The following is a 20,348-nucleotide window of genomic DNA, read 5'->3' as shown; positions in this document are numbered from 1 at the left end:
TCCCCAATCCCCAATCCCCAGTCCCCAATCCCCAATCCCCAGTCCCCAATCCCCAGTCCCCAATCCCCAGTCCCCAATCCCCAGTCCCCAGTCCCCAATGCGAACAATTGCAGAAATCAATGAGAAAATTAGCCGTCAACGTGCGGTAGTTTTGACGGCTGAGGAATTGAAAGCACGAGTTACGGAAGTTGGTGTTAGCAAGGCTGCTAAGGAAGTTGATATTATTACCACTGGCACTTTTGAGCCGATGGAATCGAGTGGTGCAATTATTAATCTTGGGCACACAGACCCCCCAATCAAAATTCGCCGTTGCTGGTTGGATGGTGTGCCAGCGTATTCGGGTTTTGGGGCTGTAGATTTATATTTGGGTGCGAGTTGTGCCGTGGAAGCTATGGATGGAGAGGAAGCTAGGGAACGCGGCGGTGGGCATGTTATAGAAGATTTGATCGCGGGTAAATCTGTCCATGTCAGGGCGCAAGGACAAGTTACAGATTGTTACCCCAGGGCGACATTTGAAACCACAATCACTAGTGACACAATTAATCAGTTTTATTTATTTAATCCGCGCAATCTTTATCAAAATTTTATTGTAGGTGTGAATGGAGGCGATCGCCCGCTTTTTACTTATCTTGGCCCATTACAACCGCGTCTAGGAAATGCCGTTTACTCAAATCCAGGTGCGATTTCTCCCCTACTCAATGATCCTGATTTGCAACTTATTGGTATTGGTACGCGAATTTTTTTAGGTGGTGGTATTGGCTATGTGGCTTGGGAAGGTACACAGCATTTTCCTTTACAAAAGCGCTTACCCAATCGCACACCTATAGGCCCGGCTGCAACTTTAGCTTTAATTGGTGATGCGAAACAAATGGATGCTCATTGGGTGCGGGGTTGTTATTTCAAAAGTTACGGCCCTTCATTGATGTTGGGCGTTGGTGTACCAATTCCTGTACTGAATGAACAAGTAGTTGAACACTGTGGGGTGCAAGACAAAGAACTGGTAGCCCCAATTGTAGATTTTTCGATTCCTCGTCGCGTTCGTCCTACCTTTGGTTTGGTGAGTTACGCCCAACTCAAATCTGGGCGCATCACCATTGAGGGCAAAGCAGTACGCGTTGCTCCTTTAGCCAGTTTGTTTTTCTCCAGGCAAGTCGCCCTAGAGTTAAAACAGTGGATTGAAGCAGGTAAATTTACCCTCACAGAACCAGTTTCTGCAATCCCGATGCAGCGGTCTTTTCTACCCCAAGACCGCTGGACGGATTTTTGAGAATGGGGATTGGGGATTGGGGACTGGGGATTGGGGACTGGGGATTGGGGATTGGGGATTGGGGGCTTCGACTTCGCTCAGCCCACGGGAATTGCTTATTTCTCCCCCACTCCCCACTCCCTACTCCCTACTCCCGGTCACTGAGCGCAGTCGAAGTGCTACTCCTGCGGTGGTTTCGGTCGCTTAACGGGCTTGGGAGTCGGTATTTTAGGTACAGGTTTTGATACTACCGAAGGGTCGCCAGCTGTTTTTTTGATGGGGCGTGGTGTTTCTCCATTGCGTCTGGGAGGGAATGGCTTTCTGCCACGGGGGCCGCCACCACCAGCGCCACCTCTTTGCGGTGGTCTGCGTTTTTTGGGCAAATCCGCGATCGCTTGAGCATTCTCTACCACCAAGGCGTCAGCTTCTCGCTTCACTTGAAAGTCCCAAAACTTACCTACAGCTTTGGTGCCAAGCACGCCCCTCAGTTTTAATTTAAAGTATTTGGGTTTATCAGTTGGTTTACGTGCAGCCTGCTTGATTTTGACCACTAAACTCTTAGCGTCAAAAGACTGATAGACTACCTCACCACGAACTGAAAAACCACCATCGTTAATTTCTGATGAAGGCGTTAGGGTAGTTATATTTTCTGGCGAACTCTCAGATAAGCTCTCATCAGATATTTCTAAATTTTCTGATTCTTGCTCTTGCTCGTCTTCGTCTATTGGTTGCTTAGCTAAATTTTCTGGCTCCCAAACTCCGACGATTTGCAGATGCAAGGTATCGTTTTCTTGCCTTGTGCGTGGATAAACCACCCACAGATGTTCTTTTTCTAGATCTAAGTGATTTTTGACTAAGCTCATAATCCGACCTAGAAGGACGGCATTTAGTTCTACGCCATCTGCTGTTAGCAGCATTCCTTGAGTAAATTGTTCGCTGCTTGCGAGGTAACGACCACGGACTAAGCCAATCGCTCGATATTGCATCGGTTCACTAGGAGGTGGAATCGGTTGCAGTCGATTGGCTAAGTTATCACTTGCAGCAGTTTCGCCAGCATCAACGGGCGAATTCTGTGGCTTAGGAGATGGAATTGGTGGGGCTATGTGATGAACATTAGTAGGCGTTTCTATAGTGGTTTGAGCCTGGTTAGAGGCTGGAGAATCGGAAGAGTTGGAGGATTCAGGCAACGGCATCAGGTCGGAATTCATAAAAACTCCTTGCGGCGGAGACACATCCCAATTGTGGGATTTTACTAAGGCAGCTGAAAAGAGCGTTTGTGCGGCTGCTGAAAGTATATTTTCTTTCAACAAAACCATACTAGAGCGCTCTGTAAGAAATCAAAAGACGCAAAATAGATCATTGTACACTAAATGTGTAATCAAGCGCCTTTACTCTAGTTTCGGAAGCATATCATAGCTACAATTCTTGTGGCTCCTCCTAAAGTCATCACTTACTTTAGCAGTGTAAATAGGTATTTGTTATAAAATTCACAGGCGAACGACGGTATTCCGCAAAGTTTTGGAAATTTTTAACTTTCGATTTGTGTAAATGTTAATCTCGTTAGAGTTTAAGATAAGGACAAAGTTGTGTCTCAACCACGCAATCGCTGGATAGTTAAGGTCGTGTTGGCTCTGGCAGTTCTCGCTTTTGTCGGGGTTTCAGTAATTCCCTTATTTGGTTCACCCAATCAGTCGGCACCACAGCAAAACTCGAAACTGGAAGACGAAGTTCGAGGTTTAGAAATAGTTTTGCAAAGGGAACCAGAAAATCAAACCGCACTCAAAGGTCTATTAAAAGCACGGTTGACTTTACTGAGTCAAAAAAGAAAAGAGGATATCAAACCAGCTGATTTTCAAGCAGTAATTGAACCGTTAGAAAAGCTAGCGAAGCTGAATCCTGAAGAGTCCGAGTATTCTGTGTTACTAGCACAAGCAAAACAGCAAATTGGTGATAAGGAAGGAGCAGCTCAAGCTTATCGCTCGATTTTGGCAACTAAACCGGGTGATTTAAACGCTTTGCGAGGAATGGTAGCTCTTTTAGAAAGCCAGCAACGTCCAGAGGCAGCCATTGGCTTGTTACAAGATACTCTTGCCAAAGCTCCCCAAGTAAATAAAATTCAGCCGGGCAGCGTGGATACAGTTGCTGTACAAACGCTGTTGGGTAATGTTTATGCTTTCCAGAAACGCTATACTCAAGCTTTCTCTGCATACGACCAAGCAATTAATAAAGACCCCAAGGACTTTCGCCCGGTTTTAGCAAAGGCGATGCTTTTGAAAAACCAAGGCAAAGTTACTGAAGCTAAACCATTATTTGATACAGCCTTAGCTCTAGCACCCGCTCAGTACAAAGATGGAATCAGTAAAGTAGCAGCTGCATCCCCCGCACCTTCACCGGAAATTACTCCTAAGTAATTGCTGGGATTTTCGCACTGTTCCCTGTTCTCTTTGAAATGAGTTAAAACATCTCAAAGAAAGCATCTTCTAATTCATAACCCAGCATTTGTGCCATGGATTTCAGGCGCGATAAGCTGGGGATATCTTGCTGTTTTAACCAATCACCCAAGATAAATATTTTATGCATCAAAAATATTTCTAAGGCTTCAGGATTATACTGAATGCCATCTTGGGAACTAAACTGATGTGGTACAAGCATGGCGGTGTAACGAGCAAATTCACCAACTTTCCAATCTAGTAAAAATGGCAACCAGGGATATTTGGCATCTAGACGAACAAACCATAATCGCACTTCTGGAATTTCTGAAAGCTCACGAGGATCGCTAGGTTCCAAATCGTAATTGATCTTAAAGCGCAACTGCTGTTCATGGGATGTAAGTGTACCTTCTTGCAGCAGTTGTTCAATCACCGTTGATGCAGGCGACAGATCCAGATTGTTAATGGAGTCATTATTGAGTGCGATCGCAATTGTTGTTGACTCAGCAGTCACTTTCTTTATGCTCAACTGTATGATCGATTGTTTACAGTAGCAGCTTTCTGGCATTAACGCTATATCTACTTTTGAAAATGAGGAGTCGGGAAAGAGGTATACTCATTCTCTGTTGTGTGATTTATTACAGTTTGTTGAAACTAATTAATCCCAGATCAATAACAAATTTTGTGATTTCCAGTTTGGAAACGAGAAAAAGACCTAGCACCCGCCTCAAAGTGGACATTTAGATTAATTTTAAGTTAAAGTTGTAATGAGTTTGTTTTAGATTAGGGTGTAAGAAGGCAGTCTGCAAGCAGCAAAAAAATCATTACCGTGACCTGTAATTTCGCAGCATCAAAAGCAAGAACCAAATTGTAGGTAAAGCAGCCGTGTGTAATAGCCTTGCATATACAAGATAGCTAGCAAACTTTGATCAGGGAAAATTATCCCAACGGTTAACAAATTGTCATATGCAAAAACAAGCAACTTCCACAAAACCAATTCGTTCTCTAGAAGATGCTCTTGAGCGGTGTCAAGTGTTAGGTATGCGTGTCAGCCGTCAGCGCCGCTTTATTCTAGAACTACTTTGGCAAGCCAATGAACACCTTTCTGCTAGGGAAATTTATGATCGCCTGAATCAGGAAGGTAAAGAAATCGGTCATACTTCTGTATATCAAAATTTAGAAGCTTTGTCTACTCAAGGCATCATTGAGTGTATTGAACGTTGTGACGGACGTTTATATGGCAATATCAGCGATTCACACAGTCACGTTAACTGTTTAGATACCAACCAAATTCTTGATATTCATATAGAACTACCAGAAGACTTTATCCGCCGAGTTGAAGAACAAACAGGAGTGCGGATTACTGAATACAGTATTAATTTTTACGGCTATCGCAACCCGCAATAAAGTAATGGCGGGACGTGTGGCAGTAACTACTCCAGAAGAATTGGAAACCGAGATGCGAAAGCGGATAGGGAAGCTTGCACAACAGTAAACTAAGGATAAGTTTATGCAAGAAGTTTCTAACTATACTCAAGAACTTACAAACCGCCTCTCACCAATTGTGAAGAATTTATTTAAAGGTAGTAGCTTGTACACAGTGAGATTAAACAAACAAGAAAGGATTAAACACTTGGTTAATCTTTTTGGGAAGTTTCTACCTGAAGAATTTAGAGCCATTTCTGATGATGAATTAACACGTAGAATTGACAAACTTTTAGTTTTAGAAGCAGTCTCAGGAACGCTCAACGATTTGACTCCAGAACAAATCAAAATTTTTGATGAGGCAGTGAAAGGAAGTTTCTAATGATTCTGATTTGCAGAGAGTAGAAGGATTAAGTTTAGAGAATTGGTTACAAGTTGATGCTTAAATGTCTGTATCACTTATTTACAACCATAGTACGAGAAAGTATATCATGTAAAGAACGCTTATCTTGACGGGATAATGCAAATATAAAATCAATTAAGCCGATTACATAGATAATAGATAAAAAAGTAAAAAGTACTTTCAATAAAAGTCTCCAAGTTGCTTGCCAAAAAGTAATTCGATTTCCTTGCAAATTAGTCACAATAATTTTAACTTTCTTTTTCCCTATAGTAGCTTGCTGAGATGATGATTCAGATAAAGCAAAGTAGAGCCAAACTCCAATAATCATTATAAAAAACAAAAGCATTAATATAGCATAATAACCAGATGTCAAGTAGTAAAAATCATATCTAATTGTATAAAATAACGTTGCCACACCAAAGCAAATACCTATCCAAACACCTACCAAGAATAAGTCAATTAAGTAAGCTAAAATACGCTTCCAAAGTATCTGATTAGTTGAACTAATTATTGTCCATGTATCCCGATTGATTCCTACCTGGTTTACTTGTGTATTAGTAGACGATGAGTTTTTCAAAACATACTCTGGTGTCTGCAAATTTGGATTTAATTCTACTATTTTTTGTAAAATCTCTTGAGTATTTTGAGGTCTATTACCCGGAAAAGGAGCCATCAAGTAATTAATCAAATCTGCAAATTTTGGTGAAATATTAGCACTACCTCGCCAAATTAATTCTCCTGTACGTGCATCTTCAGAAAAATCACTTGGTTGCTTCCCTGTTAATAAATAAACAAAAGTACGTCCCAAAGCAAAAAAATCTGATTGGGGTACTGCTTTACCGTGAATTTGTTCAGTTGGGGTGTAACCTGGGGAAATAATACCAGTTACTTGCTGTCCTTGCAATTTTTGCATGAATGTTTGCGTAACTTCCCGTGCTGTTCCAAAATCAATTAATGCTAATTGTCCATCGGGTTTGAGCATAATATTGGGTGGTTTTATATCCCGATGAAAGTATTGCTGTTGATGTATTGCTTGTAATATTTCTATTAGTTGTTTCAACCATCGTCTTGCTGTACGTTCCGGGATAGGTTGAAATCTCAGTTCTATGAGATATTCTTCTAAATTCAACCCCTCAATTTTTTCCATAACTAGACAATGGAGAGGGTTTTGACTATTTCTAGGAAAATAAGTAAAGTATCCATCATTTTCAATGGTGGGAATGCCTGGATGCTGCAAACGACTTAAAACTTCTGCTTCTTGTTGAAACAGTTCTACAGCTTTTGGATGGGTATTATGTAAAATTTTTAATATTTTCTTAGTACTAGCGTCTTCTACTTCGTAAATAGTTCCAAAACCACTTGGCTTATTGGGATTACTTAGTAAATGTGTAACTCTATAGCATCCCTGTAGAAGCATTTCCGAACCACAAGTTTGGCAAAAGATAAAATTGCCGCTATTTTGTGGCTTTGGGCAACTAGGATTAATGCAGTAGCTCATTCTTTCATTAGTCTAATATCTATTTATATTATCAGTAGAGTGATTGCCAAAAACTGTCTCATCGTCAGCACCATCATCTAAATCTAGCGGCAAAACTGGTACTCCTTCAGCGCTTTCAATTAATCTCATCTCAGAAGTTCCCTTCCAGTTAACATCGGTTTTTTGCATCGTTTTGAACATATTCGACAGAGGCGGTGGCAGATGCTGAAGATTTTGAAATTGTTCTAGAGAAAACAAAGCTCCATTGGCGATCGCAAATTCTTGGTCAACTTCTGCGAGAATAGCTTCAAATAGGCAAGCATTGGTGAGATTGGCCAAGTTGAGGTTTACTCCCATCAAGTTTGCTTGGTGTAGGTTTGCGCCTGTGAGATTTGCCTGTTGTAAGTTTGCGCCTGTGAGATTTGCCTGGTGCAGGTTTGCGCCTGCAAGGTTTGCCTGTTGGAGATTTGCACCGGCTAGATTTGCACCCATCAACTCCGCATTGGATAAGTTTGCCTGCTCAAGATTTACCCGATTTAACCCTACTTGTAACAAAGAAACTCCACAGAGGTTGATTCCAGCGAGGGATTTTGAACGCATTCGCATCGCAAAAGCATTCTTGTGCAAAACTGTTGTTCTACCAATCAACGCACTCAATGCTTCTGGATGGAATTCTGTTAAACTGGCTGGGTTGCCACAAGGCCAAAAAGGGACTTTGACTTCTCGATGGCAGGCACAAAGCAACAGAAACACGTTCATCCCCACCGCAGCATTTACCTGCTCGATATTAACGGGATTTTGTAGAGATTGAAAATAAGTTAAAGCTTTGTGGGCGACGCCTTCATCTAACCAACGACTTTGACAGTAAGCACGCCAGAAAAACAACAGACGTTGAAATAAAACTTCAAACGAAAACTTGTGCTTTTGTTCCCGTCGCAACCCCTCAAGCACAAGTTCTTCAATTTCTGGGCTAAGAATACCGTAACCAAGTAAATTGTAGAGATGCTGAGCTACGCTGCTGGGAGAGTCGAGGATGAATTTGAACGTACCGTAAGCGTCTTCTTGGCTTTGAGTTAATAGTTGCAATTGCATAGCAACAGCTTTGGCACAGAAATATTTCCCTAGTTTGGGGTGAGAGAATTCAGTGGGGAATGGGGAGTGGGGTAATGTTTTTTGTTTGTGAGGATTTTTGAAGTAGAAAGTAGGTAATGAGTCTACGTTTGATTCTGTAGGTTGGTTGAGTTGATGGCGTTGTGAGTGTAAGATTTTGAGAGCGATCGCTTGCATCTGTTCAAGTAAATCTTGAGGATGGCGACCAGCGAGTAAATTAGCGATCGCTTCTGGTGTACGGTGGATATGAGCGGAGCCTGAGCGTAAGAGCGTTGTTTTGATGCCGCTAGTTGAGGGATAACCCACTAACCAACGATTCAAGCGATCGTAAATCTCCCACACAAGAGGAGTACTGTTAGTTTGTTGAGTGTTAGCAAACAGCAATATTTCATTATCTAATAGTCCATCGCGGTGTAAAATGCCCAACAAATACAGCATCAAAGGCTGGCGAATCAGGACTGAAAGCTCTGGTAAATTAGATTTGTGATTAAATAATCCTGCCTGTTTTAAGAATGTAAAAAAGCTTTGGGCGATAGGCAATGATTGGACTGTTGCCCACTGCTGAAACCATTGCTTAAATTCACCTACCTCCAAAGGTTGGATAGTGATTCGTCGTAATAGCAACGGCAATTCTGGGATAATTTCTTGTAACGTCATTAACCGACTCGTTAACACAATCTTGTGCCGACGTTGAGACTGAAAATGCAGCAACTGCTGTATAAAAATTATCTTTTCTCTTGTACCATGACGAGAGGGGGGCAGTTCATCCAAACCATCCAGTAATAACAGACATCGAGGATGATCTTGTTCTAGCCAAGTTGCCAGGTTGGTATGCGAATTCAAAGGAAAAGCAGAATTCAGAGTTTGGGCTAGAGTTTTACCGTATGTAATATCTCGTAGCCTAATCAATATTGGCATCCAAGTAGGGTAGAGTTCTTGCGCTACTTGTGCTGCCCAAATTTGGCAAAAACTAGTTTTTCCATAACCCGGTTCTGATTCAATGACAGCAATAGTTTCTAAATCGGCTAGCTGCTGTTGTACCCATTCCCGCAAATCAACCGACTTGGCGATTTTTCTCTCTTGTTCCAGACTACTTTCTTCTTTTGGTAAACCTGTGAGTGGTACATAGATATCCTTAAGGGCAAAGGATTCCATGAACAAAGGCATACTAAGGTTTTGGATTAAACTGGCTCGGTAATATTCTCGATACAGGTCGATTTTCTCACCTACAGTAGAACCAGAAGGTGTTGCTGATAATCCAGTTTCGGAAGTTGTGACACTAGAAGAAAACGAGACGCCCAACCGCACAAATTTTTGTAATTGGGCTAAAGCAGCGGCATTTTCAGTCACAACTAGGAGGATGTTACCTGGAAGTGAGTGTGATAAACGCTGTATGAGCAATTTAGCTTCAGGTTCTTCTGTACCATTGGCGACTAGCCAAGCCACAGCAGCGTTGTTAAGCTGTTGCACTAGTAGCGAGTCTGCCACCAAAGACAAAGCTTGTTCGGCTTGAGTGTCAGTTAATTTACCTGGGCTAAGAGTTTTTAATAACCCTTGCAGTTGACTATCTTGCAGGGTAAACTTGCCTATCTGTTCTTGAAGTACTCGTGATTGGTTGGGTATCTTTGCTAAGTCTAACCAAGGTTTTTGCAAGCTTTCTTCTTGGGCTAAAACTTCTTGTAAAGCTTTTAGATAAGCAATTTGAAACGCTAGCCATGTACCTTCATTACGTTTTAGAGGTTTCTTTTGGCTGAAGCTACGTAATAGGTTTCCCGTTAATTGAGTCATGACATCAATTTCTGTCAAAACAATACTTAACGGCATTTCTAAAACTTCTACTAACGTACAGATATCAAAAGGTACAAGACTTTTGACTTCCATATCCTGAACAATACGGTAGGCAATACCTGCCAATTGTCCGGCTGAAAATCCTTTGATTTGATTGATTTCAATATAGCGTTCTGCCAACCAATGCCGGATACTGAAGTTCATTTAGTTACACGTTCAAGGCTGCCTGTAGCAGTGATGATAATTTATAAAGCCCCTTTGGGGCGGGAACAGGGAACAGCGGTTCATTTGTCTTGTTGCCCGTTGCCTGTTCCCTGTTTCCTTTTATTTAGTTAGCGAAAACAGGTAACAATGAGGAGGACTAAGCTTAGTAAGGAATGACGCAACTGGCACATATGCCTGATGTGATAAAAGTCAAGCATCAGGATCAAAAGTCAAGATGTAAGTTACTCTAAACCCTAGACAGCTTTGACACTTGCATAAATCTTGATGGTATCACAACTGCTTTTTGGCTAAGAAAAACAGTGTTTGTGCATTTGAGTAGACTATGAGCGATCGCCCTCTGAAATTATTATTAATCGATCAAGATCCTATTTTCCGCATAGGACTTCGGATAACTTTAGAAACAATTCCTAACTTGCAAGTGATAGCCGAGGTAGAAACTGATACTGCTGCCTTGCAGATTTTAGCAGAAATTGCCAACCAAGACCCCAACGAAGTCAGTCTAGTAATTTTAGAATTAGGTAATGGTCGCTCTAGCCTCCATCAGCAGCTAGGATTGGCATTTTGTCAGCAACTACGAAATTTATACCCTAACTTACCAATCTTACTTTTGAGTTCTGTTCAAGACCAAGGACTACTTGTGGCAGCTAAGGCTGTTGGTGTGAATGGCTACTGTCTCAAAGGTACACCCATTGCTGAATTAGTCACCGCTATCCAAGAAATTGCCGATGGTGGTTCTCATTGGTTCCGCACCAGGGAAGAAAGCAGCGAAAATATCTTATCACTCGCCACTCAGCACTCCCCTCTACCATTAACCAGGGTGCGAAATAACCTACGTTTGTCGGGAATTGGTTACATTGACGCCACTTTAGAGGCAGTAACAGCACAGTTGCGTGTACCTGGATTACCAATACTAGACCGGGCTATTTTAGCCGGTCAGCGGCGAGAATTGCTAGCAGCGCGTTGGTTAGTCAATAGGTTGTTAGTTTTGCCACAAGAAAGACAGGAAGAACAAAGGCAATTTATCCAAGTTGTACCCCCTCCTATTCCTGATCTAAGTAATAGTATTGCCCCATTAAACTCGCAACAAACGCAAACTCTACCACCTCTACATCATCCCAAGGCGCTACAATCTGCTTTATTCTCATCTTGCGTTACTAAACTCCAGTTTGCTTTACAAAATGTTACAGACACCCCTTTAGAAATAGATATTTTTCGGGAAGATAAAAAAAGAGAATTACTTTATCTAGTTCTACAAAAGCTAGCTCAACAACTGGATGAGATGCGCGTTTCTCAAGTTGAGATTAATCAACTACATGATTTAAAAACGACCTTGTTACGTGATTTATGGCGAGCCGCAGTTACAGATTTTTATGGTAAGTTTTATCGAGTCAAAGTTGGCGATCAAAGTATAGAAATTGTCAATTTTTTGCTGCAAAATGTAGAGATTGTCCAAACAGAAATTCTCAATAAAGTTCCGCTAGTTGTTGAGTTAATTTCTTATCTACTATTCTATACAGAAATCAACATTGATAACTCGTCTTATCCAGCTTTTAGTCCTGAAGCTAAATCACAAGCATTAATGATTTTAGAGAATTTGTTGATTCAAATAGCAAACGGTGTAGCCCAGCCATTACTAAATTCTTTTGCAGATGTAGAAGTGATTAAGCAAAATTTTTATGGACGCCAATTAATTTCAACCCGTGAAATTGAAAAATTTCGCAATAATTTGTCATGGAAGTATCGTTTAAATAACAATATAAAAGAAGCCCAAGCAATTTTTGAAAGTCGCTATGAATTATTCGTAATTATCCCTCGTGGAATTGCGAAAACTTCAGTTTATGCGCCTCGAAATCGAGAATTAGCACAACTATCAGGTATTCCTCTATTTGTAACTTTGTTATTGGAATTTAGAGATGCGATCGCACCTCGTTTAAAATCACTAGTAGCCTTTTTAGGTAACGGTATTGTTTTCATACTCACTCAAGTTATCGGTCGGGGTTTAGGTTTAATCGGTCGTGGTATTCTACAAGGTATTGGTAGCGTTTCATTACCAGAAAAAAACTTTAAACGTAGATCTAAGTGATTGGGGACTGGGGATTGGGGATTGGGGACTGGGGACTGGGGATTGGGGACTGGGGAAGATGAGGAAGTAATAAGCAGAAAAAGATAAACAGTTACGAATTACGAATTACGAATTACGAATGACAAATAACGATTTTCTAGGACTCATAGCCTCATACATTTACGCCACTAGTTTGCTGGTTATTGGTGAGATACTGCGTAGGCTGTTTGGTGTGAAGCCCGATATAACTCGTAAATTTATTCATATCGGTGCAGGAATGTGGGTTTTTGGTGTCTTGCTGCTATTTAAACACTGGGAAATCGGAATTATACCCTTTGCTACATTTATCGTCATTAATTACTTGTTGTACCGCGATCGCCTGATTGGTGCAATGGATACTGATGATAGTTCACCTGGTACAGTTTACTTCGCGCTTGCCGTTACCGTGTTGTTTGCGCTACTGTGGCGACCACAGGGCCCAATAGATAACGCTCCCATTGCTGTAGCTGGAGTCATGGCGATGACTTGGGGAGATGCACTAGCAGCAATAATTGGCAAGCGTTTTGGACAGCATAAATACCAGGTAGGTAATTCTGTACGTTCCTGGGAAGGTTCAGCCGCAATGTTTGTGGCAAGTACAGCAGCTATGTTTTTGGTGTTGCTGTTGTTACCTGACTCATTCTTGAGTCCTCTGGCAGTACCTTTAACCTCAGAACAAGCATTCTGGATAGCAGTATTAAGTGCAACTTTCGCAACCCTCGCTGAGGCAGTTTCACCCCACGGTACAGATAACCTGAGTGTGCCTTTTGTCGCCGCCGGAGTAATATGGGTTGTGATGCAAGTACATTAATTAAGCTAGATTTCTAAATGAAAAGATTTTTTAATCACTTTAATTTATCGATTTAAGTAAAAACAATATTTGATTTTCTTAAATAACTTTCCTAAAGTTAAATCAAAGCAATTTAGTAATGGCTTCATCAAAGAAAAGCCATCAGGTCAAATGAAGAAATTTAATTCAAAAAGAATAGCCCGCTGGTTTGTAACTACAGCATTTCTATTACTTGTAATAGGATTTTCTCTGCTAGATCAACCTAATGCTAAAGCTCAAACACAGCCACCATTGTTGGATACACAGTTTACACCTGCTCCTATTAATTCTGTAACAGCAAATGTTAGACATCTCTTAGAAACAAATGAGTGCGTCGGATGTGATTTGAGTAAAGCAAATTTACAATCAGTAAATTTACAAGCAGCAAACTTGGAGGGTGCTAACTTATATAAAGCAGATTTAGAAAAGGCCAATTTACAGAGTACAAATCTACAAGCAGTAAATCTCCAAGGTGCAGATTTAAGCGCGGCAAACATTGCAGGAGCGAATCTAGAAAGAGCAAATCTGTTTGATGCAGACTTAGAAAAGGCTAACCTGCAAGCCGCAAACCTACAAGGCGCAAATTTACAGAAAGCAGACTTACAAAAAACAAATCTCATCGATGCTAATATAGCAGGAGCAGACTTTCGAGGAACTGATATAGAAGAAGCAATCAGACCTCAAGGATTCATTGCTCAATAGACCTCTTGCAAAAGTCTTATTTGCGTTCTCTTCTCTGCGTCTGGGGCGCGGCAGTCGCTACAACGGGGGGAACCCCCGCAACGCGCTGCCTTGCCTCTGCGTGAAACAAAAAAAATATTTATGCAAGAGGTCTAATAATTAAAAATAGGGGAAGTGGGAATTGGGAATTGGGAATTGGTATTTATTCTTTATTTCTCACTCCCTCACTCTTCCCTTCATTCTTAGCCCCTAGCCCCTCATCCCTACTAAACTATTTATTACAATTGCGGCGAAAATGGAAGAATCCATCAAGAAAATCCTGCAAGGCGGTGTTACTATTTAACCTTTGCTTACCCCACTCTCTTGCTGTTTGTTCGAGAATTTCTGAGAAACTGGGATAGACAGGCGATAAATTTGCTAAATGCTTAACTTTTATATTTTGAGATATTGCTAAGGCTATCAAATTAATTAACTCTCTGGCTTCTGCTCCTAAGACTGTAGCTCCTAAAATTTTTCCGTTACGTAGCACAATCAATTTACAAGTCCCCGTAGTCTCATCCCGGAGCTGAGCTGCTGCTACTGTTTTATAATACTGTTGCAAAACTAAAATTTCGTCTTGATGAAATCGGCGTTTTGCTTGCGTTTCTGTTAAACCTACTTGTGCCAACATCGCCCCCGATAATACTGCCCAAGGAATAGACTGATAATTAACTTGAAGTCTAGGAAAAAAGAGTGCATTTTGTAGGGCGATTCTCGCTTCATAATTAGCAATGTTGGTAAAGTCATAACCACCAATCACATCACCGCAAGCGTAAATACGATGGTTTGTAGTTTGTAATTTATTATTTACTATCAAGCGATGCTGATGCCATTTCACACCTACTTCTGCCAAATTGAAAGATTCTAGATTTGGTTGTTGTCTAGTTGCTACTAAAATCTCATCAGTCTCAAGCGCTCTATCTCCTGCTTGAATCCACTTTTTATTATCTATTCGTTTAACCTGAGTTACTTGTGTTTCAGTGAGAATGTTTACACCATCGATTTCCAATTGTGCTTGAAGTAGTATGGCTACATCAGGATCAATATTTGGTAGTAAATAGCGATTTTTAATAATTAGTGTGACGTTAAAACCTAACCGCACTAAAGTTTGGGCTACTTCGATGCTTTGAGGAACCCCACCGATGATTATCCAGTTTTTAGGCGGTTTTTCTTGATTTAGCGATCGCCAAATATTAGCTAAAGTACAATACCCTGTAGTCTCCAATCCGTCAATCTCTGGGACTGCCGAAAGTGAACCACTAGCTAGCAAATAACTACGTCCCCTAAGCAACCGGGTATTACCTTGCTGTTGATGCTGTCCGTTGTCATTGACAGCAAAAGCTAATTGAGGTGAGGACTCAAAGTGGCCTTTACCAAAGATGACATCGACTCCCAGCGCCGCTAGGATGGCTGGAGAATTCTGTTCTTCAAAATTAGAAACGACCCCTTGAACATATAGCATCGCTTCTGGCCATGCTACGGATATTTGGCTGTCTGGAAGATGGGGAGTAGGGAGCTTGTACTGAGCGAAGTCGTTCGCGTAGCGTCTGTGACAGGAGAAGTATAGGGAGTGGGGAGTGGGGGAAGAGGTATTTTCATACCGTGGTGAGGTATTTGCCTGTGGGGGACTAGCTTGAAAAGTTTGCTCTTTGGGGAAACCTTCAAGCTGCAACTTTTCGCTTTTTTCTGCCGTATTGGCCTGCAAAAGATGAATACCAGAATTTAGCTTATCACCCAGATGCTGCGCCAACTTAGCAATTTCGCCCAGGGCTTGGTGAGGCATAAACCCGTAATTGATTTCGGGTTCTACCAAAGCAACTGTAGCGCGTAGTTGGATAGCAGCCAGGGCTGCATAGCGTCCAGCTAGACTGCCGCCAATAATTACAACATCATAGTCAATAGTCATTGGTTAATGGTCAGTGATTAATGGTCAGTGGCTAGTGCTTGGTGGTTACAACCAACAAATGACAAATGACAAATGACTAAAAAACTCAGTACAGGCTACGCTAATAGTATTCAGCGCTCACCACTGATTCTAGCGCTGTTAGTAAACGCTGGTTATCAGACTCAGAACGTACAGCAACCCGGAAAAAGCGATCGCCTAGTTCTTGAAAGCTGAGGCAATCGCGAATTAAAATCTGGTAGTGCTGGAGTAGTTGTTGCTGTAACTGCGAAGTAGATTGCTGTGACTCCACTAGTAAAAAGTTAACAGCACTTTGCCAAGGTTGCAATCCTGGAATTGTTGATAAACCCTCAAATAGTTGGCCACGCGCCGATGGTAGCCATGCCCAGGTTTGCTTTTGAAACTCTTGATCTTGCAGTGCTGCAATTGCCGCCGCCGCCGCCAGTGTGTTCACAGGCCAGGGGTCGCGCCATAACTGCCACTTAGCCAAACGCTCAGGGTGAGCGATCGCATATCCTAGTCTAAGTCCTGGGAGACTGTAGAATTTCGTTAGCGATCGCAATATCACCAAATTCGTATATTCCTGCACTAGCGAAATCAGGCTTTGTTCCTCATCAGGGGGCACAAAATCCATAAATGCCTCATCCACTACCACCAAAGCAAACTGCTCCAGGTAGGGCAGAATAGACTCGCACGAAAATAGCTTTCCCGTTGGGTTGTGGGGGTTATTTAGGAGTAGTCCCAGTTCATTTGTCTGTTGTTCTTCATCTAGGAAAAAGGACAAATCATCCAGACACCGTGATTGACTCCTGAGCTGAGCAGACTCGCCGACAGCACTGCCTTTTGAGGGCGACTTTCCCTGTGATGTGTCAACTGACGTGGACGCCACGCCAGTTGCCTGGGTCAGGAACACACTACTTGCCACCCTTGCCTGTAAAGCCGTCCTCTGGGCATCTACAAGCTCAAAGACCCGTTCATCATCAACACAGGGCTGATCCTCCTGCGGTGCTGGCTCACTATAGCGCTGCCTCTGGAGGGTGGTGGACTGTAGGGGATCACTCTTAACTCCCAAATCCAACGGAAACTCCAGTACTTTAGCGTTGTACGCCGTCAGGGTTCGGTAGTAATCACCAAAAGCTGGAGTTATTAATATTGTTGCGGCTAATTCTGCTAGTTCTCTACCTGCTAAGGTAAGTAATTCTGCTGAGCCATTACCCGGCAGAATCCACTCAGACGGCAGTTGATGAAAGTGACTGAGAGCTAGTCTCAGTTCACTGTAACTTGGGTCTGGATAGTGCTTAATATTACCAATTTGGGACTGGATAGCAGCGATCGCGCTGTTTGGCGGCCCCAACGGGCTGATGCTTGCAGAAAAATCCAGAATAGCATTAGGGAGACAGCCAGCCAGCGCTGCTGCCCAGGCTAAATTTCCCCCGTGTGCAGGTTGCCGCATTAAAACAAGATTCCCTGAGACAGAGTTTATGATTTTGGGGGTGCTACCCTTTCTCTAAACAGTTTCCCAGCAGAGAAAGCAGGAACCTTCGTCGCTGGGATTTCCATTTTTTCATTTGTTTTTGGGTTGCGACCTTCACGAGCTTTACGTTCCCGTGATTCAAATGAGCCAAATCCTACTAGTGTTACTTTATCACCAGAAGAAACGGCTTCAATAATCGTCTCTAGGGCCGCAGTTAAGACTGCATCTGCTTGTTTTTTGGTAACACTAGCCTTTTCAGCTACGGCATCAACTAATTCACCTTTATTCATGTCAAACTCCTTAGGTTTTTTGGAAATTTTTAAAGACGCACTCGAACGCATCTTTACTGAAATCTCTGTTAGGAGATATACAAAAGTCATCCTTTGGGAGCATTTTTACTCAAAATGGCTGCAAATCCCGTAGGCTCGACTTTTCAATGAATCATTCTAAGGTGTTGGAGCCTGATGTGGATAGATGAAACCATTAATTTATATAGATTTCAGGATTTTTTGTGTTTTTAGGGTGTTTGTTTCACTAAAAACCACCCCAAAAGTAGGAAAAAATACTTAGTAAATACCCTTGTTTCTTGGCGAACAGAGGAGTGGAGCAGATAGGAACAACAAGAAGATCAAGCAGTGTTATGAACGTTAGATTTGAGAGCAAAGTCTTACTACAAGCCACTTTGCGTTTATACTAAGTTAATTTTGATGATGGTGACAGTTGGTTGTAGGCGCTCTCAAGGACTCGAAAATTAGCTTTTAGAACCTATATAAAGTTACGATTTGTGACATTTTCAAAATTTAGCAGATTTGTAAAGGTTTTGTTTACTCTTTATTGCCTGAATGGGGGGTGGGGGGATGTGGTTCGACTTCGCTCACCAACCTGGGGATGAGGGGGACGCGGGGATGCGGGGACGCGGAGACACGGGGATGCGGAGACGCGAGGACACGGGGACGCGGAGAATAGACCTCTTGCAAAAGTCGGATACTCGCCAGAAAATAAATTTTCTGGCTGATAACTCAAGTCGGTTTCAACCGACTAATAACAGTATTTTTAGTCCGTTTCAACGGACTTTTGCTATTAGGCAGAGACTTGAGTCTCTGACGGTTCAAGTATTTTTGCAAGAAGTCTAATAATCAACACTCCTGCCCCAATCCCCAATCCCCAATCCCCAATCCCCAATCCCCAATCCCTAATCCCCAATCCCCAATCCCCAATCCCCAGTCCCTAATCCCCAATCCCCAAAAATGTTTGATCGCAGTCGCCGTAATCTTGCTCACTGGTTCGCCTTATCAATGGGTGGAATTTTGTTTGCGTTTGCAGGTGTGGGTTACTGTCTAAATGTGGAAGAACAACTACGTTTTTTTGATGAGGAACTTATTCAACAAGGTAAAACTCTTGCCACTAAAACCCAGTACTCGCTTTATCAAAGAAGACAAACTCCCACAAAAAATGGCATGTCTTTGAATGGCGGTCTGGTGTATGCCAGATGGTATGACGCTAACAAACAACTCATACAGTTTATCGGGTCATCGGGTACGAAACAGTTGACCGCAACACCTGGATTTCAAACAGTGCCAACCCAGTCACCTGCTAAAACTATCTGGGTTCGCCAACTGACTCTTCCTGTCTTACAAAATCAGGTGTTAATCGGCTATTTCCAAACTGCTACTCCCATGAACTCTCTACGCAACAGTTTAAATCAAGCTCGCTTGTTTTTAACTTTGGGTGTTCCCGTGACTTTTGGCATTATTGGGATTACGGGTTGGTTTTTAGGCGAATTGGCAATGCGACCAACCCATCGAGCTTATCAGCAATTGCAACGATTTACAGCCGATGCCTCTCATGAACTACGCACACCCGTAGCAACGGTTTTGAGTAATGCTCAAGTTGCCCTCATGCCGCCGGAAGATCCATCTGAGCAACGATTTCGGTTGCAAAAAATCGCGGAAACAGCTAAGTCTATGAGTACTTTGATCAACAATCTACTTTTTTTGTCGCGCCATGATGGTTCGCTGGCACAAACTATCTTAAAATCTGTAGATTTGAGCGAACTTTTGCGATTGCTTGCTGTGGAGTTTGCCGCCCAAGCCCCCACCCAAAACCTCAATTTCAGCACTCAATTGCCCCAGCACCCCATCATATTACAAGCTGACGCTGATTTGCTCAAACAAGCCGCGCTCAATCTCTTGAGTAATGCCTTCAAATACACGCCAGCAACCGGTAAGGTACAAATCCGACTGTTTACCCAATCTCATCACGCCCTCATTCAGGTAGAAGATAACGGTATTGGTATTCCCGCCACTGATTTACCCCATATATTTGACCGTTTTTACCGGGTAGATACTGTCCGTTCTCGCCAAACAGGCGGCTTTGGATTAGGACTGGCGATCGCTCAGCAAATTATACAAGCACATCAAGGTAAAATTACGGTTAAAAGTATTGTCGGGCAAGGCTCAACTTTTCAAATTGAACTACCACTCAATTAATACTCAAATCCCAATTCACGTCTGATGTGAATTACGAATACCGTTGATGAATGCAACAATAGCCCTCATCTCCCAACCTCTTCTCCCAAGCGTGGGAGAAGAGGAGCAATTTCAAAGTCCCTCTCCCAATTTGGGAGAGGGATTTAGGGTGAGGGCAAAGATTTATGACATCAGCAAGACCAATTTTTCGTAACTTAATTCACATTAAACGTAATTCTCAATTCCCAAATTGTTTGAATCATAATGTGTAAGGGCAGGAAAAATTAAAATAACAAAACCCGTGTTTATGAAGATAAGTCAGATAATATGAAATACTTAAGGCAAATATCGCAAAAATCAGAGGGATTATTTTACTGAATTCCAAGTTTTTTTTGCTGATCATTTCTAAAAAAGACATGGGAATTGCTATAGGCCAGAAGATAGTTGTGAGTAAAAGCATGACAAATGATAAAAACTTATCTTCTGGATCTGAAGCAGGATGACGCGAGGTAAACATGAGCCAATTGACTAAAAAATAACATGTCATTAGTGAATAACCAATAATCAAAGTTAGTTGTATTTGATTCATTGTCAATACCCCTTAAGTTATATAAAATGCCCTAACCTTATTTGTGTAATTTAGTTGATAAATATTCATCAGAAAATGTGGGTGGAAACCCCGTCCTTCTAGTACTGCAATGCAATTGTTTTTTGAATCTACTATCGCCTTGGGATTGGTTAGTTCGGTGT

16 protein-coding genes are annotated in these 20,348 nt (G+C 42.0%); 9 read left to right on the top strand and 7 right to left on the bottom strand.

Annotated features, from left to right (window positions below):
• Positions 1-97 precede the first annotated feature (97 nt).
• Entirely contained in the window at positions 98-1,267 is a 1,170-nt protein-coding gene (locus AC5JMF_RS19410) for a homocysteine biosynthesis protein (protein WP_495797360.1), read from the top strand.
• Positions 1,268-1,425: 158 nt separating this feature from the next.
• Here AC5JMF_RS19410 and patR read toward each other — a convergent pair whose 3' ends face one another.
• On the bottom strand, positions 1,426-2,454 hold the full coding sequence (gene patR / locus AC5JMF_RS19405) for a heterocyst master regulator PatR (RefSeq protein WP_495797359.1): 1,029 nt from the start codon (positions 2,452-2,454) through the stop codon (positions 1,426-1,428).
• A gap of 378 nt (positions 2,455-2,832) precedes the next feature.
• Between patR and AC5JMF_RS19400 the strand changes: the two genes are divergently transcribed.
• A complete protein-coding gene (locus tag AC5JMF_RS19400; protein ID WP_495797358.1) occupies positions 2,833-3,657 on the top strand; it encodes a tetratricopeptide repeat protein in 825 nt (274 codons plus the stop codon).
• A gap of 43 nt (positions 3,658-3,700) precedes the next feature.
• Here the strand turns inward: AC5JMF_RS19400 and AC5JMF_RS19395 are convergent, their stop codons facing one another.
• On the bottom strand, positions 3,701-4,189 hold the full coding sequence (locus AC5JMF_RS19395; protein WP_495797357.1) for a CRR6 family NdhI maturation factor: 489 nt from the start codon (positions 4,187-4,189) through the stop codon (positions 3,701-3,703).
• A gap of 452 nt (positions 4,190-4,641) precedes the next feature.
• Here AC5JMF_RS19395 and AC5JMF_RS19390 point away from each other — a divergent pair, with 452 nt between their 5' ends.
• Both AC5JMF_RS19390 and AC5JMF_RS19385 read left to right on the top strand, forming a co-directional pair.
• A complete protein-coding gene (locus AC5JMF_RS19390) occupies positions 4,642-5,082 on the top strand; it encodes a Fur family transcriptional regulator (protein WP_495797356.1) in 441 nt (146 codons plus the stop codon).
• A gap of 103 nt (positions 5,083-5,185) precedes the next feature.
• Positions 5,186-5,482 (top strand): hypothetical protein, encoded by a 297-nt coding sequence (locus tag AC5JMF_RS19385; protein ID WP_495797355.1) that lies wholly within the window; start codon positions 5,186-5,188, stop codon positions 5,480-5,482.
• A 73-nt stretch (positions 5,483-5,555) separates the two neighbouring features.
• On the opposite strand, the gene AC5JMF_RS19380 is transcribed toward AC5JMF_RS19385, so the two are convergent.
• Entirely contained in the window at positions 5,556-7,001 is a 1,446-nt protein-coding gene (locus AC5JMF_RS19380; protein WP_495797354.1) for a protein kinase domain-containing protein, read from the bottom strand.
• A 12-nt stretch (positions 7,002-7,013) separates the two neighbouring features.
• Positions 7,014-10,082, bottom strand: a complete 3,069-nt coding sequence (locus tag AC5JMF_RS19375) for a pentapeptide repeat-containing protein (RefSeq protein ID WP_495797353.1) — start codon at positions 10,080-10,082, stop codon at positions 7,014-7,016.
• Between the two features lie 343 nt (positions 10,083-10,425).
• Between AC5JMF_RS19375 and AC5JMF_RS19370 the strand changes: the two genes are divergently transcribed.
• The 3 genes from AC5JMF_RS19370 to AC5JMF_RS19360 all read left to right on the top strand — a co-directional run bounded on the left by AC5JMF_RS19370 (position 10,426) and on the right by AC5JMF_RS19360 (position 13,735).
• Positions 10,426-12,186 (top strand): DUF3685 domain-containing protein, encoded by a 1,761-nt coding sequence (locus tag AC5JMF_RS19370; protein ID WP_495797352.1) that lies wholly within the window; start codon positions 10,426-10,428, stop codon positions 12,184-12,186.
• A 118-nt stretch (positions 12,187-12,304) separates the two neighbouring features.
• On the top strand, positions 12,305-13,015 hold the full coding sequence (locus tag AC5JMF_RS19365; RefSeq protein WP_495797351.1) for a diacylglycerol/polyprenol kinase family protein: 711 nt from the start codon (positions 12,305-12,307) through the stop codon (positions 13,013-13,015).
• A gap of 150 nt (positions 13,016-13,165) precedes the next feature.
• Positions 13,166-13,735 (top strand): pentapeptide repeat-containing protein, encoded by a 570-nt coding sequence (locus AC5JMF_RS19360; protein ID WP_495797350.1) that lies wholly within the window; start codon positions 13,166-13,168, stop codon positions 13,733-13,735.
• 250 nt (positions 13,736-13,985) lie between these two features.
• Here AC5JMF_RS19360 and AC5JMF_RS19355 read toward each other — a convergent pair whose 3' ends face one another.
• From AC5JMF_RS19355 to AC5JMF_RS19345, 3 genes are all read right to left on the bottom strand, one after another.
• Positions 13,986-15,659: a dihydrolipoyl dehydrogenase family protein gene (locus AC5JMF_RS19355; RefSeq protein ID WP_495797349.1), complete on the bottom strand. Its 1,674-nt coding sequence runs from the start codon at positions 15,657-15,659 to the stop codon at positions 13,986-13,988.
• A 100-nt stretch (positions 15,660-15,759) separates the two neighbouring features.
• Entirely contained in the window at positions 15,760-17,109 is a 1,350-nt protein-coding gene (locus tag AC5JMF_RS19350; RefSeq protein WP_495797348.1) for a pyridoxal phosphate-dependent aminotransferase, read from the bottom strand.
• A 26-nt stretch (positions 17,110-17,135) separates the two neighbouring features.
• Positions 17,136-17,420: an HU family DNA-binding protein gene (locus tag AC5JMF_RS19345; RefSeq protein ID WP_015111786.1), complete on the bottom strand. Its 285-nt coding sequence runs from the start codon at positions 17,418-17,420 to the stop codon at positions 17,136-17,138.
• 567 nt (positions 17,421-17,987) lie between these two features.
• On the opposite strand from AC5JMF_RS19345, the gene AC5JMF_RS19340 reads away from it, so the two are divergent.
• On the top strand, positions 17,988-18,263 hold the full coding sequence (locus AC5JMF_RS19340) for a hypothetical protein (RefSeq protein WP_495797347.1): 276 nt from the start codon (positions 17,988-17,990) through the stop codon (positions 18,261-18,263).
• Positions 18,264-18,377: 114 nt separating this feature from the next.
• Positions 18,378-19,619, top strand: coding sequence for a sensor histidine kinase (locus tag AC5JMF_RS19335; protein ID WP_495797346.1), 1,242 nt, complete (start codon positions 18,378-18,380; stop codon positions 19,617-19,619).
• Positions 19,620-20,348: the final 729 nt, after the last annotated feature.

The organism is Desmonostoc vinosum (genome assembly GCF_059505385.1).
This window is presented reverse-complemented; position numbering and strand designations above follow the sequence as displayed.

Coding starts and splice junctions, on each gene's coding strand:
- AC5JMF_RS19410 (WP_495797360.1), top strand. CDS start 98: ATGCGAACAATTGCAGAAATCAATGAGAAAATTAGCCGTCAACGTGCG.
- patR (WP_495797359.1), bottom strand. CDS start 2,454: ATGAATTCCGACCTGATGCCGTTGCCTGAATCCTCCAACTCTTCCGAT.
- AC5JMF_RS19390 (WP_495797356.1), top strand. CDS start 4,642: ATGCAAAAACAAGCAACTTCCACAAAACCAATTCGTTCTCTAGAAGAT.
- AC5JMF_RS19385 (WP_495797355.1), top strand. CDS start 5,186: ATGCAAGAAGTTTCTAACTATACTCAAGAACTTACAAACCGCCTCTCA.
- AC5JMF_RS19380 (WP_495797354.1), bottom strand. CDS start 7,001: ATGAGCTACTGCATTAATCCTAGTTGCCCAAAGCCACAAAATAGCGGC.
- AC5JMF_RS19375 (WP_495797353.1), bottom strand. CDS start 10,082: ATGAACTTCAGTATCCGGCATTGGTTGGCAGAACGCTATATTGAAATC.
- AC5JMF_RS19370 (WP_495797352.1), top strand. CDS start 10,426: ATGAGCGATCGCCCTCTGAAATTATTATTAATCGATCAAGATCCTATT.
- AC5JMF_RS19365 (WP_495797351.1), top strand. CDS start 12,305: ATGACAAATAACGATTTTCTAGGACTCATAGCCTCATACATTTACGCC.
- AC5JMF_RS19360 (WP_495797350.1), top strand. CDS start 13,166: ATGAAGAAATTTAATTCAAAAAGAATAGCCCGCTGGTTTGTAACTACA.
- AC5JMF_RS19355 (WP_495797349.1), bottom strand. CDS start 15,659: ATGACTATTGACTATGATGTTGTAATTATTGGCGGCAGTCTAGCTGGA.
- AC5JMF_RS19350 (WP_495797348.1), bottom strand. CDS start 17,109: ATGCGGCAACCTGCACACGGGGGAAATTTAGCCTGGGCAGCAGCGCTG.
- AC5JMF_RS19345 (WP_015111786.1), bottom strand. CDS start 17,420: ATGAATAAAGGTGAATTAGTTGATGCCGTAGCTGAAAAGGCTAGTGTT.
- AC5JMF_RS19340 (WP_495797347.1), top strand. CDS start 17,988: ATGTGGTTCGACTTCGCTCACCAACCTGGGGATGAGGGGGACGCGGGG.
- AC5JMF_RS19335 (WP_495797346.1), top strand. CDS start 18,378: ATGTTTGATCGCAGTCGCCGTAATCTTGCTCACTGGTTCGCCTTATCA.